Source organism: Chryseobacterium sp. CFS15 (assembly GCF_031118795.1).
GTDB lineage: Bacteria > Bacteroidota > Bacteroidia > Flavobacteriales > Weeksellaceae > Chryseobacterium > Chryseobacterium indoltheticum.
In genome coordinates this window covers 224198-238787 of the sequence record NZ_JAVHYL010000002.1, presented here as the reverse complement: position 1 = coordinate 238787, position 14590 = coordinate 224198, and the positions used below count along the sequence as shown (strand labels likewise).

The following is a 14590-nucleotide window of genomic DNA, read 5'->3' as shown; positions in this document are numbered from 1 at the left end:
AACTGCTAAATTGATACATTGTTACATTAAATTTTATTTGTCCATTCATAGAAATTCACTTCATCGTAAATTTCAAATCCACAACTTGGATAGAGTTTGTTTCCGATGTCATTAGATTTTCCTGTTTCAAGGAGAACTCCGCAAGCATTGGTAGATTTTGCTAATTGTTTTGCTTCTTCAATCAATCCTTTTGAAAAGCCTTTTCCTCTGTAATTTTCATTTACAAAAAGATCGTTCAACAGCCAGTAACGTTTCATTCTTGTCGATGAAAACAATGGATATAACTGAACAAAACCTACTAATTCATCATCACTTTCGGCAACAAAAATTTCAGAATCGTTACGTTTTATTCTTTCTTTTAGGAAATTTTCAGCAGCCGGAATATCAGATTCTTTATGATAAAAAACTCTGTATTGATCAAACAACTCGGCTAATTGAGACACATCCTGAACTGTAGCTTTTCTTGTATTTTTCATGTATGAAATTTAATTAAAAATAAACATCCGCTATAAAAACGGATGCTTAAATTCATTTATTTTAAGAGAATGCTTTTTCCAAATCTGCAATCAAATCTTCTGCATCTTCGATTCCAACGCTTAAACGAACTAAGTCATCAGTAATTCCCAATTCAGCACGTTTTTCAGCAGGAATTGAAGCGTGAGTCATTAAAGCAGGATGATTCGCTAAAGATTCTACTCCACCCAAAGATTCTGCCAATGTGAAAACTCTAACTTTTTCTAAGAATTTAATAGCATCTTCTTTTTTACCTGATTTGAAAGTGAAAGAAACCATTCCTCCGAAATCTTTCATCTGAGCTTTTGCCAATTCATATTGAGGATGAGATTCCAATCCTGGGTAAATTACTTGTGCAACTGCAGGATGAGATTCCAAATATTTTGCTACCGCCATTCCGTTTTCAGAATGTCTTTGAACTCTTAATGCTAATGTTTTAATTCCTCTCAACACCAAATAAGAATCGTGAGGTCCTAAAATTCCACCACTCGCAAACTGAATGAAGTGAAGCTTTTCGCCTAATTCAGCATCTTTTGCGATCAAAGCTCCTGCGATAACATCAGAGTGACCTCCTAAATATTTTGTCGCAGAATGCATCACAATATCTGCTCCCATATCGATTGGTCTTTGAAGATACGGTGTCGCAAAAGTGTTGTCAACTGCAACCAGAATATCTTTTCCTTTTGCAATTTCTACCACTGCTTTGATATCGACCAATTTCATCAACGGATTTGTTGGAGTTTCTACCCAGATCAATTTAGTTTTATCAGTAATGACGTCAGCAATTTTTGAAACATCATCAAAATTCACGAACGTAAATTTCAACTGATATTTTTCGAAAAGTCTGGTAAACATTCTGTAGGTTCCGCCGTATAAATCGTCTACGGCAATAACCTCATCACCCGGATTTAACAATTTTAAAACACAGTCGATTGCCGCCAAACCAGAACCGAAAGCTAAACCTCTTGCTCCGTTTTCGATGCTTGCCAAAGAGTCTTCCAAAGCCTGTCTTGTAGGATTTGCCGCTCTAGAATATTCATATCCTGAATGTACACCCGGGCTTTTTTGTGCGAATGTAGATGTTAAAAAAACCGGAACGTTTACAGAACCTGTTGCAGATTCGTGATGTTGTCCGCCGTGTATAACTTTTGTATTGAAATTCATTGTTTTATAATTTTGGTTGGAAGCTGGATGATGGAAGCTGGAGGTCTTAAACTTCCGACAACCAGCTTCCAGCACCCAGCATTTATTACATTTTTATTGCTGATTTAATGGCAAATTCTTCTGCTATCTCCTCGATCCATGCTGCAACATCATCTTCTCCTGTTGCTCGTTGATAAGTACTTCCCATAGAGACTAAAATCTGATGCATAAACATTTTCATCTGGTCAACCGGCATTTCTTTTGTCCAAAGATCGATTCTTAAAGCTTCTGATGCTTTTTCGTCCCAAACGGAAATCATTACTGCTTTTGTCTCTTCTTTTTCTACTCCTCCATCCTGAGCATTCCATGTCATTTTTTCTGGAATGTGATTTTCATCCAGCTCTACATCTATCGTTATTTGAGTCTTTCTCATTTTTCTATTTTTCTAATATGTTTAATTGGTTTTTAGGTTTTAGTTGTTAGTTGTTAGTTGTTAGAATTATATAATATTAAAAGCTATCAACCATCAACCAATCCCCATCAACACTACTTACTCTTCTAATTTCGGTTTATATCCTGCTTTATTGAAAATTTCCGTCGCATCCATTTTAAGGAAATCGGTTAGTTTTGTCTCAGGATTTTTCTTTAGATATTCCTTACAAATCTGCCATCCGATAAACACACCGACCATTGGTGAAGATTCGTTATCAATTTCTGTATAAAATTTTGAAAACGGTCCCGGATTGATAAAACGGTCTACCAAACGGTGATCGTCTCCAAAAATTAAATTATTTTCAACAAAATAATTATAAATATTTGCTTCATTGGCAACAGACCAGTCGTATTGCTTTTTATCATAATCCATTTTCAGATAATCTGGGGTTTCGGGCAAAAAAGCATCCTGAAGCAGCATTATTTTTCCGTTATAGACCAAAAGATCGATAAATTTCTGATGATCGGGAGAAAAAGGAACAACCTGCTCTGCAAACATTCTTGAAACTTTAGGTACTATATTATTCGGGTTCATCGATTTCTGAAAATAATTTTCCAAACCTTTATAATTTGGGTTATTATTTCCCATAAAACCACTTACGTCAACAAAAAGGAAATTAGTTTTCTCATCAAAAAATATAGGATCCTGAATCATCTGTAATGTTGATGAAAACAGATATACTTTCGGTGTTTTAAACTTCGGAAAATAATATTTGATGTGCGAAAACAGATCCTGAAGTTCTTTCTGAAGTTTTGTCTGATCTATTTTTGAAATTGCTTCTTTGTAAATCTTCACTTCATCAGGATTCACTCTGTTTTTAGCGAAATCGGCATCAGAAACTGTTCCCTGAAACCACGGAAATTTAGCTTTAAACTGATCCAAAGGAACATTTACATCGTAAAATTCTTTTGAGATATCGGTAAGTTCTACCTTCTCGGCAGGATTTTTTATTTCTACTTTCCAATCAGTTTCCTGCTCTTTTTTACAAGAGGCTAAACTTAAAACTAAAAGGCATGAAAGTGCTGCAATTCTAAAAATCTTCATTATTTTTACATGAAATTTAAGTTTACAAAAATAAGGATATAAATATAAACTTATGCTGAAAAAGGATTTTTTTGTAGCTATTAGATTTATATAAAAATCTTTAAAACAATACCAAACCAATGATGAATATTCATATTGAAACCGAAAGACTCATTCTCCGAAATATTGTGGAGGAGGATTACAAGCGTCTTTTTCTGCTCGATTCTGATCCGGAAGTCATGAAGTATGTCGGAATGCCCACACTTTCTGAAATTGAAGAATCTAAAGAAGTGGTGAAAATGATCATGCAGCAATATGAAGACAATGGCTTGGGAAGACTTGCTGTTATTGAAAAAGAAAGCGGACTTCTTATCGGATGGAGCGGACTAAAACTAAATACTTCCGAAGTAAACGGATACCAAAATTTCTACGAACTCGGCTATCGTTTTTTACCTGAAACATGGGGAAAAGGTTACGCTACAGAATCAGGAAAAGCTTCTTTGGATTATGGTTTTAATGATTTGAAAGCCGAAATAATTTATGCATACGCTCATTCTGAAAATCTGGCCTCAAACCACATTTTAACAAAACTTGGATTTGACAAAACAGGTGAATTTATAGAACCAGACGGAAATTGTTTTTGGTACGAACTTAAAAAAGAAAATTTTAATTCATAAAAATATACAATGCAGACACAAAAAGTAATAGATCATATCGTACAATGGCTGAAAGATTATGCCGAAAAATCAGGAGCAAAAGGTTATGTATTGGGAGTTTCTGGTGGTGTAGATTCCGGAGTGGTTTCTACTTTGGCAGCGATGACCGGATTAAAAACGTTGTTGATCGAAATGCCGATTCGTCAAAAAGAAGATCAGGTAAACCGAGCTTGGGAACACATGAATGATCTAAAATCTAAATTCCCGAATGTTGAAGCAATGTCTGTCAATCTTACGCCAGCTTTTGAAGAACTATACAAAACTTTTGACGTTCACGATGACGAGTTTCCAAACGAAAAATTGGCTTTTGCGAATACAAGATCGCGTTTGAGAATGCTTACTTTATATTATTACGGGCAAATCAATGGCCTTTTGGTTTGTGGAACCGGAAACAAAGTGGAAGATTTCGGAATTGGTTTTTACACCAAATACGGTGATGGCGGTGTTGATGTTTCTCCTATCGCAGACCTTTACAAAACTGAAGTTTACGAATTGGCACGAGCTTTAAATCTTGTGAAAAATATTCAGGAAGCAATTCCTACAGACGGACTTTGGGATGCCGAAAGAACCGATGAAATGCAGATTGGAGCGACCTATCCCGAACTTGAAAAAATTCAGAAAGAATGGGGAACAAAAACAGAAGCCGATTATAGTGGTAGAGATCTCGAAGTTTTTAAAATTTTCAGCAGAATGAATAAAGCTGCACAACATAAGATCAATCCAATTCCGGTGTGTGATATTAATGAGGAATGGAGGAATTAAATTAATGTAACAATTTATCAATGTAACAGTTTACCAATTAATTGTTACATTGATATACTGATAAACTGGTAAATTGAATCATATGAATCCTAAAATCCGTTCTCTTTTCTTTGCCTGTCTCGGACTTCTTTTCGGAATGTCTGTGATGTTTGTTTATAATAATTTTATTGCTGACAAGAAAACAGATTCTACGATTGAAAATAAATTTCAAGCAAAAGAAGGAAGTACAGCTGAAAACAGCAGTGAAATTTATTCAATAACACGAGAAGATGTCGTAATTAATTATGTAAAGCAAAATCATAACCTTCCAGATTATTATATCACAAAAAATGAAGCCAAAAAATTGGGTTGGAATCCGTCACAGGGAAATCTTTGTGACGTTTTACAGGGAAAAGCGATTGGTGGAGATTATTTTGGAAACCGAGAAGGTAAGCTTCCGAAAGGTGCAAAATATTTTGAAGCTGATGTTAATTACAGTTGCGGAAGCAGAAAGAGTGATCGAATTGTTTTTACTAAAAACGGTGAGGTGTATTTAACTAAAGATCATTATAAGAGTTTTGAGAAGAAATAAATATCTATTTATAATTGTCGTGCTTTTATGGTGCTGTTCATGTAGCAAGAAAAAAGATTTAAATATACTAAACGATAAACCGGTCATTATTTTGGTTCAGCCTTTTAAAGATATGAATTCTGAGACAACAAAATTTATAGCCTTTGAAATCAAAAAAATATATCCTCACCTCAAAATTCTTGATGCTATTGATTTACCAAAAGAAAGCTATTGTAAAGAAAGAAATCGATATAGAGCAGATTCCATTATTCAATATTTAAGTAAAAATACCACAAATGGATTTGTAAAAATAGGTTTAACTACAAAAGACATTAGCACAACAAAAGGTGCAATTAAAGATTTTGGGATTATGGGATTAGGTTTTAAACCTGGAAGATCTTGCGTTGCGTCAAGTTTCAGGTTAACTCCCAACAATAAAAATGATCAGTTTTTCAAAGTTGCTATACATGAAATTGGACATACACAAGGCCTCAAACATTGTCCTGTAAAATCTTGCTTTATGAGAGATGCTGAAGGTAAAAATCCTACAGATGAAGAAACTGACTTTTGTAATAATTGTAAAAACTTTTTAAAAACTAAAAATTGGAAGTTTAAGTAACTTTTTTATTCATTTGAGATTACTTCGTCACTTCGTTCATCGCAATGACAAAAAACAACTTTTTAACAATCACTGAAAACTCCTACATTTGCAAATTAGAAATTTAAATAAAAAATGAATACAACATACATCGATTTTGTAGAAATCGGAGACTATGAAGATTTTTATACTCAACTTAAAGAAAAAGTAAAACTTCCGGAACATTTCGGAGATAATCTGGATGCACTTTCAGATGTAATTTCTGGTGAATTGGAAATGCCTTTGCATATCGAGTTTGTTAATATGAGCGTTGATCAGCTTGAGATGTTTGAAGATCTTCTGACAACGCTGGAAGATGCAGAAGAGGAAGTTGAAGACTTTACGTTCAACTATTATCTGGAGCAGTACGAAGATGAGGAAGAGGAAATTGATGAGCAGTAAAAATCTGAGAAAAAATTAAAGATTTTCGGCGATGCTTCGCATCGCCGAAATCCAATAAATAAAGACTCGGGCGCAACAAAGCTGCGCCCGAGTCTTTATTTAAATACCCCAAATATTATTTTCCTAAAACCTCAGTAATCGGATTGCCAACATTTCCGCTTGGAAACTGAATGTGTAACAAAGCCGAAACCGTTGGAGCAATATCCGTCATGTCATATTGTTTATTGCTTTCACCATGCTTAATTCCCCATCCCATAAAAATCAAAGGAATGTGTGCATCGTAAGAATTCCAAACACTATGTGTAGTTCCTGTTTTTGAATATGGAGGAAGCATAGAATCATGAGAAATAAGCTGAATATCACCACTTCTTTGTCTGTTGATCCCGTTGATAATTCTTTGTTTTATCGGTTCTGGAATTGTTGCTTCCTGTACTTCTGTTGTAGAAACAGCATATAAAACTGTAGGATCTTTTTCCAATTCGTGAATCGCAAATTCTTTGATATCTTCAAGCTCAAGTTTATTATCAGCCATTAATTTTCTATCAAAATAAATTTGATAATTATCAACTCCGTTAATTAATTTATCAACTCCAAACTTAGATTTCAGCTTTTCGTTTAAGCTTTTCTCCATTCCTTCACCAAAAAATCCGGTGTTGATCTTATGCTCTTTCAGGAAACCTACAGAATGCGCTCCGCCATGATCTGCAGAAACAAAAACTGTGTATTGATTCTTCCCAACTTTTCCATCCAAATATTTGAAGAATTTAGCTAAATCCTGATCCAACCTTAAATAAACATCTTCCACTTCGATAGAATTTGGTCCAAATTTATGTCCGGCATAATCTGTTGAAGCTAAATTAATCGCTAAAATATCAGTCACGTCATCGGCTCCTAAATTTTCACCTTCCACAGAAGCTTCAGCTAACTTTAAAGTTAACGTGTTTCCAAAAGGTGTATAACGGATGTTATCTTTTTTAATTTTATAATCTTCAGCCAAATTATTATAAGGAAAAACAGGTGTTTTCGAACTTCCTAAAAGCCCTTCCCAAGGCGAATTATCCGGTGCGCTTTCTGTATATTGGTTAATTGGCAATAAAGTATTCCAACCGTTTGAAACCAATTTATCCGGAAGATTTTGAGAATTAAAACTCTTCACCCATTGAGGCAAATCATTCATATACCAGGTACTCGTAATAAAATCTCCGGTAGAATCGTCAAACCAATATGCTCCATTTGGTGTGTGACCAGCCGGAAGAATTGAAGCTCTGTCTTTCAAAGAAACCCCAACTACTTTACCCTGAAAATTCGTCGCCAATCTCAACTCATCTGTAACAGTTGTAGACCAAAGGTTTTTCGGAGAGTGACTTCCTACTTTTACATTGGTTGTACCGACAGGCTGTACGTTTTCATCAGTTGTACAATATACATTTTTACCTGTTTCTTTATCTGTCCAGTCATTTCCGGCAATCCCGTGAATCGCAGGAACCGAGCCTGTATAAATAGAAGTATGTCCCAAAGCCGTCACTGTAGGAACATAAGGAATATGCACATTATTTAAGGAATAACCTTTATTCAAAAGTCTTTTGAAACCGTCATTTCCATACTTGCTGTAGAATCGGTAAAGATAATCCCACCTCATCTGATCGATAACCAAACCTACGACCAGTTTGGGTCTATCAACCTGATTGTTTTTATTTTTCTGAGCATTGATTGTAATTACAGACAGCAATGCAGCTGCAGCAACTGAAATTTTCCTAAACATTGAATAACTTTTTAGTGCGACAAATTTACGGGTTTTGAAAGTTTTGGTGTGTGAAATTTTGATTAAATTTATTGAAACACAAGTCTTATCTGATAAGATTTTTTCGCATTTTTATATTGAAAACTTAATATAGATGTAGTTTCGATACTGATAAAATAAAATTATCAATTTATTGATTTTAATTAATTTACAATTGACAAATATCTGTTATCTTTAAAAATTACTTATTACCATGAAAAAAACGTCAGTTCTTCTTATCTTTTTTTTATTTCAACAATCCGTTTTCGCTCAGAAAGATCAGTATTATGACTTCATCAAAACCTGGAATTTCATTAAATATTATCATCCGGATCTCGCAAGCGGAAAGATAAATGCTGACAGTTTATTTTTGGTCAATGTAAAAAATATCAGCGCTCAGGATGATTTTAATTCTATAACTGAGAAATTAACTTCAAAACTCAATAAAAAATTCGCAGCTTCAGCTCCTGCTGAAATATTACGGGACGTTCTTTCAAAAAATCAGAATTTCGACTGGTTTCAGAAAAACCGAAAAGTAAGTTCTGAAAATAAAGACTTGCTCAATACCATTTACAAGCATCGCTATAATTTTGAAAACCTTCCAAAAGGGAAACTGGTGAGTGATGAAAAAAAATATCCATTTCCTAAAACTGAAAATCTTCCGGTAGAATACCGTTTACTGGCATTGGCAAAAATACAAGGAATTGTAGACTACCTTTTTCCTCACAAATACATTATGGATAAAGGCTTTGACGAGTTTTTTAAAAATAGTTTAGACGAAAATTCAAAAATAAATTCAAGGAAAGATTTTGAAATTTTACTGGCGAAATTTGCTTCAAAATTAAAGGATAGTCATGCTTTCAGTTTTTACAAACAGTTGAATTATAAAAAAGATATTTTTCATGGCAATTATCTTGCGCCATTTGATTTTCAGATTGTTGATGATCATATTCTAGTTACGCATCTCATTTTTCCGGAAATCTGCTCCAAAGCTCAAATTAATATTGGAGATAAGATTACTTCAATTAATGGTAAAAGCATTCCCCAAATCATCAAAGAGAAAGGAGAATTACTATCTACCTCGAATAATGAAAAACTGGTATATGTTCTTTCAAAATACGAAAATAACCTGATCTGGCCCGATGATCTTTCACAAAAGAGTATAGAAGTAAAATCTGGCAAGAGCAATAAGAGATTTTCTACAAAAATTGATATGGTTGACATTTCCAATAAAGAAAAATACGACTTCATTGTTACTTATTTACAGGATAAAATACAGAAGAGAGAAAACCGTAAAATTGTTCATGACGATGTTGCCTACTTTAAAATCAATCATACGTACCAGTTTATTAATAAGGTAAGCAATGACAAGATGGATGCGGTTATGGATAGTATTTTAGTTGATGCTTCAAAGAAAAAAGCGATTGTTTTTGATATGAGAGCCTACCCTGATTGGGGTGGTTTTGTACATCATTATGTTTACAAATATTTCTCTCCTGTCGAAAATTATTTTTATAAATATTATGCTCCAAATCTTAAAAATATAGGCACGTTTTTTTATTTGGAAGATCGAGCTCATTATTTTCCAGAGATTAAAGACAAAAAAACATATCAATATCAGGGGAAAGTATTTATTCTTGTAAATCCCGAATCTCAAAGTGCAAGCGAATGGTATACCATGAGTCTTCAGAATATTTTCCCGCAATCCTTAACGATTGGCCAGCAAAGTGCCGGTGCAGACGGGGACCTCGTTAAAGTAAATTTACCCGGTGATTATCTTCTGGAATTTACAGGAAACGGAATTTTTTATCCTGATAATTCTCAAACCCAACAAACAGGAATCAGAATTAATGAATTGATTAAATATAAAGATCAGGATTTCTTAGATAAAAAAGATTTGGAATTTGAAAGGGTTTTAAAAGACTTAAGATAATTGCTGTTGCGTCTTATCTACAATTTAACATAATTTTAAAATTTCTTCATCTTCTTTAGCATCAATTTTGCTACCACAACAAGGCAGAATTACGCCTCTCAACCTATTGAATTATGAAGAAAATGCTTTTTACGAGTGCTTTGGCAGTGCTTACTTTATGGTCTTGTAATAAGAAAAATGAAGATCCGGCTGTTTCTAAGGAAACAGTAAATGCAAATACAGCTGAGCATGAATATTCATCAGAAGCGATTTCAGACACAGGATACAACATCAGCAAAATCCCTGTTACCGATAAATTCAATGGAGTTTTTCCTTATTTTAAACTTCCTGAAGGATATACTTTCACCGACCCAAATTCTTATCAGGGAAACGGACAAACCAAAGATTTTGATAAAGAATATTTCTACGATCACGGTTCATATACGGTAATGGAAGGTAAAACTTACAAAGCCGAGATCAGAATTTCAACAGAATTTAAAGACAAGAAATTTTCTCCGCTTGAAATTCAGAAAAGTTTTGACGAGCTGATTAAAAATCTTGGTGGCGTTAAAATAAATACAGGCGAACCTTTACGTGACGGCGAAGAAGAACGTATAAAAAAGACAGATCCTGAAGCTTACAATTTGGGCTACATGCATTCTTGTAATAACTGGAAGAACGTAAATACCTACATTATCCGAACTGCTGAGAAAACTGTGTTTGTACAATACAACCTTGGGAAAGAACAAACCAGCATCACCGTTTTGGAAGCTAAACCTTTTGAAAATAAAATGTCGATTGTAGGCGAAAAGCCAAAAGTAGATTCCGGAGACTCAAAGAAAAAGTAACTCTGTAAAATAATTTATAAAGAACCTCTGTAAATTTTGCAGAGGTTTTTTATACACAATCCTTACAAATCCCGGTTAAAATACAGTTGACACTTTCCACTACATAGCCTTTTTCTAACGTAAACTGAACTTCATTTGGCAGACATTCTATCGTTTCGCATTTTGTGCATCGAAAATGAAAATGATAATCTGCCAGTTTTTTTTCGTCACATTTGATGCAGACCGCAAAATACTGTTTACCGTCTTCTGCAACAATTCTATGAAGAACGCCATCTTCACAGAACCGATTGAGAACACGGTAAATTGTTGCTCTATCGATATCGATCTCAACCTTTTTCATGATAGCTTCCTGACTCATCGCTTTTCGGGAGCCTGCTAAAACATTAAAAACGGCATCTTTGGTTGGGGTGCTTCTTCTTATCATTTTTATTAATGCGATTATGTTGCAATAATAAAAATTTATTCTAACTTTGCCAAACTTTCAAGTTAAACATTTTCATTAATTTTTAAAAATCAGAAATTATGAACACCACAGAATACGAAGTAATCATCATCGGAGGAAGTTATTCCGGGCTTTCAGCAGCAATGGCTTTAGGTAGATCATTAAGAAAAACTTTAGTAATAGACAGCGGAAAGCCCTGTAATGAACAAACTCCACATTCTCATAATTTCCTGACACAGGATGGAAAATCACCCAAAGAAATTGCAGAAAGTGCGCAAAAGCAAGTAAGTGAATATGAGACGGTTCATTTTCACAAAGGAAAAGCAACTGATGCCAAAAAATCTGAAAACGGTTTTGAAATCACTACAGAAAAAGGAGAAAAATTTCATTCAAAGAAATTGATTATTGCAACGGGACTTGTAGATGAGGTTCCTGACATCAAAGGTTTTAAAGAATCTTGGGGAATTTCTTTAATTCATTGCCCGTATTGTCACGGATATGAATATAAAGGCAAGAAAACAGGGATTATTGCCAATGGAGATAAAGCGGTGCATATTTCTTCGCTTGTGAAAAACCTAACCGAAGATGTTACAATCCTTACACAAGGAAAAGCCAACTTTACAGAAGAGCAATTAGAAAAACTGAAACGAAACAATATTAAAATTATTGAACATGAAATTTCTGAATTGAAACACGATAATGGAATCGTTGAAAGCATTATTTTTTCAGATCAAACAGAAATGAAATTCGAAGCAGTTTACGGAGCCTTTCCTTTTCATCAGCATTCTGAGATTCCGAAAAATTTAGCTTGTGAATTTACAGAATTTGGTCATATAAAAACAGATCAGTTTCAGAAAACCAACATTCCGGGAGTTTTTGTGTGTGGCGACAATTCTTCAATGATGCGTTCGGTGTCTAGCGCAGTGATGACAGGAAATGTAGCCGGAGCAATGGTGAATATGGAGCTGGTGACGGATTGTTTTTAGAAAAATATAGATTATTGAATCAATTTTGTAGATTTGATGGATATATCAATACAAATGAATAAGATCTTCATAATTCTATTTTTCGTTATTGCTTCAAAAATTAGTGCACAAAATCAAAGATTCATTTATGAATATAAATACATTCCCGATTCTACAAAAGTTGACAGTATTTTAACAGAAAATATGCGTCTCACTATTTTTAAAGATCATTCTGAATTTCTGAGCGAAATGAAAGCGAAAAGAGATTCTGCAATTCTAAAATCATCACAGAAAGGTAATAGAGAAATCGGGACTGATCTTTCTTCAGGAAATATACGTTCGATGGTTTGGAAAAACAAAAATAATCTAAAAAATTATTTAACAGAATTCATTGGAATGGAATCTTACAAAGTAATCGATGAAACAGATTTAAATTGGGAATTAATCGATGAAACGAAAAAAATTCAGAATTACAATTGCCAGAAAGCAATGTTAAAATTTGGCGACAGAGAATGGACGGCTTGGTTTACAACAGAATTGCCATTTCAGGACGGTCCGCATTTATTCAGGAAACTTCCGGGTTTAATTGTGGCTATTGAAGATTCTAGAAAGCATCACTCTTTTCAGCTCATCGCCAATTATAAAACCAATGAGGGAACTTCCGTTATCAAACCGTTTCATTTATTGAAAGACTATGAAGTAAACAGGAAGCAGTTTAATAAAAAATGGAATGACTTCAGGAAAAACCCGATTAGTTCAAATGAACAGTTTTTATTAATGAATCCACAGATTATTAGTTTTAAATCCTATGACGAAAACGGGAATGAAATAGATGCAAATACTTTTAAAAGAGCAGGGATAGAAAAGGCAAGAAAAAATTTAGTAAAAAATAATAACTTTCTTGATCTTGACTTGTACAAATAATTAATATTTTCCAAAACTAAAATTACTTATCTTTAAGTTCAACATTCAAAAACATGATGAATAAAGATCTTTGGGAAAAAATTGAGCTGTTTGATTTTGATCATCCACCAAGTGAATATGATTTTACATTGCGGTTGGCTCATGAAAATTATTGGACTCAAAATTTTACAAAACATGCGATTTTAGAATACAAAAAATTCATGTATCTAGCTGCAGTTTCAGACATGATGGTTTCACCTTCAGATATTGTAGATACGGTTTGGCATCAACATCTTATTTTCACCAAATCTTATTCAGAATTTTAACCTTTTAATATATGAAAAAGACAGTTCCATTATACTACATGGCATTATCATTAGCAATATTTTCCTGTAAATCGGAGAATAAAGAAACCGAACAACAAATAACAGCGACAGAACAAATCACTCAGCCGAAAACCGAAAAACCAGCCGACAAAAAGGAAATTCAGGAAATCTATTTATCAGAATACAGCAAACTTGCTCCGATTGAACTGAAGGAAGCTAAAAGTAAAGATGTTTTCAAAAAATACGGAACAGAATTTAGCGGAAACTGTTATGCATGTGATTTAGCAATATTTAAACTCAACAAGAAAAATTTTGATATTGTAAATGTTTGTGATGATAATGATTTTCAAAGATTCGAAGACTTTAAATATGAAAAATCTGGCAATATCTTGAAAATCACAACCTCAGAAACAACTTTTATCTTTACTAAAGTTGAAAACGAACCTATTTATCAACTGACATTTGAAGGTAAAAAACCTGACTTTAAAAATAAAAGAATTTCAGAATTCTACACTCCAGAAACTTTGATTGAAAAATTTGAAGAACATGATTGTGGAGATTTCCAAGGGTGAAAAACATGAATCAAATTCTTAAAACCCATATCCGGAAAACAGTTGATCTTTCGGAAATAGAATTGGAAAAAGCCTGTTCTTTTTTTGAAGAACAACATTTCAAAAAACGTGAAATGATCATTAATGCGAATGATCAGGTAAACCATGTGTATTTTATTGTTTCCGGGCTTTTGAAACTTTTTTATACCGACAGTGATGCAAAAGAGCACATTATTTCATTTTCTATGGAAGATTGGTGGGAAAGTGATTATGCTGCATTTTATACCCAAACAAAAGCAACTCAGTCATTACAATGCCTGGAAGACACTATAGTTTTAAAACTTTCATTTGATAATTATCAACAACTGTTGACTGAAGTTCCTAAAATGATCGATTTCTTTCTGAAAAAAGCTATTGGAGGACATATTACCAGCCAAAGAAGAATACTTTCACTAATGACGATGAGTGCAAAGGAGCGCTACGAACAGTTTCTGAAATACTACCCTTCGCTTTTACAGAGAATACCAAAAATAGTCTTAGCTTCCTATCTTGGGGTTTCGCGCGAAACACTGAGCCGCTTTTTTGAATCAAAATAAATTGTGACACACGTCACACAATAACATT

18 protein-coding genes are annotated in these 14590 nt (G+C 33.7%); 12 read left to right on the top strand and 6 right to left on the bottom strand.

The window, feature by feature from the left end; all coding sequences use genetic code 11:
* Positions 1–26: 26 nt before the first annotated feature.
* From OH814_RS03835 to OH814_RS03820, 4 genes are all read right to left on the bottom strand, one after another.
* Positions 27–476 (bottom strand): GNAT family N-acetyltransferase, encoded by a 450-nt coding sequence (locus OH814_RS03835; protein WP_308827174.1) that lies wholly within the window; start codon positions 474–476, stop codon positions 27–29.
* 61 nt (positions 477–537) lie between these two features.
* Positions 538–1752, bottom strand: a complete 1215-nt coding sequence (locus OH814_RS03830; protein ID WP_308827173.1) for a cystathionine gamma-synthase — start codon at positions 1750–1752, stop codon at positions 538–540.
* A gap of 10 nt (positions 1753–1762) precedes the next feature.
* The gene (gldC, locus tag OH814_RS03825) at positions 1763–2089 is read right to left on the bottom strand and encodes a gliding motility protein GldC (protein ID WP_076560627.1); all 327 of its coding nucleotides are present in this window, start codon (positions 2087–2089) and stop codon (positions 1763–1765) included.
* Between the two features lie 117 nt (positions 2090–2206).
* Positions 2207–3193, bottom strand: a complete 987-nt coding sequence (locus OH814_RS03820) for a gliding motility protein GldB (protein ID WP_308827172.1) — start codon at positions 3191–3193, stop codon at positions 2207–2209.
* A gap of 119 nt (positions 3194–3312) precedes the next feature.
* On the opposite strand from OH814_RS03820, the gene OH814_RS03815 reads away from it, so the two are divergent.
* The 5 genes from OH814_RS03815 (at position 3313) to OH814_RS03795 (ending at position 6239) form a co-directional block, all read left to right on the top strand.
* On the top strand, positions 3313–3849 hold the full coding sequence (locus tag OH814_RS03815) for a GNAT family N-acetyltransferase (RefSeq protein WP_308827171.1): 537 nt from the start codon (positions 3313–3315) through the stop codon (positions 3847–3849).
* Between the two features lie 9 nt (positions 3850–3858).
* Positions 3859–4650, top strand: a complete 792-nt coding sequence (gene nadE, locus OH814_RS03810) for an NAD(+) synthase (RefSeq protein WP_079465334.1) — start codon at positions 3859–3861, stop codon at positions 4648–4650.
* Positions 4651–4732: 82 nt separating this feature from the next.
* Positions 4733–5221 (top strand): ribonuclease domain-containing protein, encoded by a 489-nt coding sequence (locus OH814_RS03805; protein ID WP_308827170.1) that lies wholly within the window; start codon positions 4733–4735, stop codon positions 5219–5221.
* Positions 5208–5819 (top strand): matrixin family metalloprotease, encoded by a 612-nt coding sequence (locus OH814_RS03800; RefSeq protein ID WP_308827169.1) that lies wholly within the window; start codon positions 5208–5210, stop codon positions 5817–5819. Before OH814_RS03805 ends, OH814_RS03800 begins: the two co-directional genes overlap by 14 nt.
* A 114-nt stretch (positions 5820–5933) precedes the next feature.
* Positions 5934–6239 carry a barstar family protein gene (locus OH814_RS03795; RefSeq protein ID WP_308827168.1) on the top strand — a complete coding sequence of 102 codons (306 nt, stop codon included), beginning with the start codon at positions 5934–5936 and terminating at the stop codon, positions 6237–6239.
* 115 nt (positions 6240–6354) lie between these two features.
* Here the strand turns inward: OH814_RS03795 and pafA are convergent, their stop codons facing one another.
* Complete coding sequence (pafA, locus tag OH814_RS03790; protein ID WP_308827167.1) at positions 6355–8001, bottom strand: alkaline phosphatase PafA; 1647 nt, start codon at positions 7999–8001, stop codon at positions 6355–6357.
* A 232-nt stretch (positions 8002–8233) separates the two neighbouring features.
* Between pafA and OH814_RS03785 the strand changes: the two genes are divergently transcribed.
* Positions 8234–9952, top strand: coding sequence for a S41 family peptidase (locus tag OH814_RS03785; protein WP_308827166.1), 1719 nt, complete (start codon positions 8234–8236; stop codon positions 9950–9952).
* Positions 9953–10065: 113 nt separating this feature from the next.
* Complete coding sequence (locus tag OH814_RS03780; protein WP_308827165.1) at positions 10066–10779, top strand: hypothetical protein; 714 nt, start codon at positions 10066–10068, stop codon at positions 10777–10779.
* 49 nt (positions 10780–10828) lie between these two features.
* On the opposite strand, the gene OH814_RS03775 is transcribed toward OH814_RS03780, so the two are convergent.
* Entirely contained in the window at positions 10829–11203 is a 375-nt protein-coding gene (locus OH814_RS03775) for a transcriptional repressor (RefSeq protein WP_308827164.1), read from the bottom strand.
* Between the two features lie 98 nt (positions 11204–11301).
* Between OH814_RS03775 and OH814_RS03770 the strand changes: the two genes are divergently transcribed.
* Genes OH814_RS03770 through OH814_RS03750 form a run of 5 tightly spaced genes read left to right on the top strand, consistent with a single transcriptional unit; the run spans position 11302 to position 14562 of the window.
* Positions 11302–12207 carry an NAD(P)/FAD-dependent oxidoreductase gene (locus tag OH814_RS03770; protein ID WP_308827163.1) on the top strand — a complete coding sequence of 302 codons (906 nt, stop codon included), beginning with the start codon at positions 11302–11304 and terminating at the stop codon, positions 12205–12207.
* Positions 12208–12261: 54 nt separating this feature from the next.
* A complete protein-coding gene (locus tag OH814_RS03765) occupies positions 12262–13110 on the top strand; it encodes a GLPGLI family protein (protein WP_308827162.1) in 849 nt (282 codons plus the stop codon).
* A 53-nt stretch (positions 13111–13163) separates the two neighbouring features.
* On the top strand, positions 13164–13415 hold the full coding sequence (locus OH814_RS03760) for a hypothetical protein (RefSeq protein ID WP_308827161.1): 252 nt from the start codon (positions 13164–13166) through the stop codon (positions 13413–13415).
* Between the two features lie 11 nt (positions 13416–13426).
* The gene (locus OH814_RS03755; RefSeq protein ID WP_308827160.1) at positions 13427–13987 is read left to right on the top strand and encodes a hypothetical protein; all 561 of its coding nucleotides are present in this window, start codon (positions 13427–13429) and stop codon (positions 13985–13987) included.
* Positions 13988–13992: 5 nt separating this feature from the next.
* Positions 13993–14562: a Crp/Fnr family transcriptional regulator gene (locus OH814_RS03750; protein ID WP_308827159.1), complete on the top strand. Its 570-nt coding sequence runs from the start codon at positions 13993–13995 to the stop codon at positions 14560–14562.
* The last annotated feature ends 28 nt before the right edge of the window (positions 14563–14590 follow it).

Bases quoted from the DNA above. Each gene is read 5' to 3' on its own strand.
- OH814_RS03795 (WP_308827168.1), top strand. From the start codon at position 5,934: ATGAATACAACATACATCGATTTTGTAGAAATCGGAGACTATGAAGAT.
- OH814_RS03820 (WP_308827172.1), bottom strand. From the start codon at position 3,193: ATGAAGATTTTTAGAATTGCAGCACTTTCATGCCTTTTAGTTTTAAGT.
- OH814_RS03750 (WP_308827159.1), top strand. From the start codon at position 13,993: ATGAATCAAATTCTTAAAACCCATATCCGGAAAACAGTTGATCTTTCG.
- OH814_RS03780 (WP_308827165.1), top strand. From the start codon at position 10,066: ATGAAGAAAATGCTTTTTACGAGTGCTTTGGCAGTGCTTACTTTATGG.
- nadE (WP_079465334.1), top strand. From the start codon at position 3,859: ATGCAGACACAAAAAGTAATAGATCATATCGTACAATGGCTGAAAGAT.
- OH814_RS03805 (WP_308827170.1), top strand. From the start codon at position 4,733: ATGAATCCTAAAATCCGTTCTCTTTTCTTTGCCTGTCTCGGACTTCTT.
- OH814_RS03755 (WP_308827160.1), top strand. From the start codon at position 13,427: ATGAAAAAGACAGTTCCATTATACTACATGGCATTATCATTAGCAATA.
- pafA (WP_308827167.1), bottom strand. From the start codon at position 8,001: ATGTTTAGGAAAATTTCAGTTGCTGCAGCTGCATTGCTGTCTGTAATT.
- OH814_RS03760 (WP_308827161.1), top strand. From the start codon at position 13,164: ATGATGAATAAAGATCTTTGGGAAAAAATTGAGCTGTTTGATTTTGAT.
- OH814_RS03770 (WP_308827163.1), top strand. From the start codon at position 11,302: ATGAACACCACAGAATACGAAGTAATCATCATCGGAGGAAGTTATTCC.
- OH814_RS03815 (WP_308827171.1), top strand. From the start codon at position 3,313: ATGATGAATATTCATATTGAAACCGAAAGACTCATTCTCCGAAATATT.
- OH814_RS03835 (WP_308827174.1), bottom strand. From the start codon at position 476: ATGAAAAATACAAGAAAAGCTACAGTTCAGGATGTGTCTCAATTAGCC.
- OH814_RS03785 (WP_308827166.1), top strand. From the start codon at position 8,234: ATGAAAAAAACGTCAGTTCTTCTTATCTTTTTTTTATTTCAACAATCC.
- OH814_RS03765 (WP_308827162.1), top strand. From the start codon at position 12,262: ATGAATAAGATCTTCATAATTCTATTTTTCGTTATTGCTTCAAAAATT.
- OH814_RS03775 (WP_308827164.1), bottom strand. From the start codon at position 11,203: ATGATAAGAAGAAGCACCCCAACCAAAGATGCCGTTTTTAATGTTTTA.
- gldC (WP_076560627.1), bottom strand. From the start codon at position 2,089: ATGAGAAAGACTCAAATAACGATAGATGTAGAGCTGGATGAAAATCAC.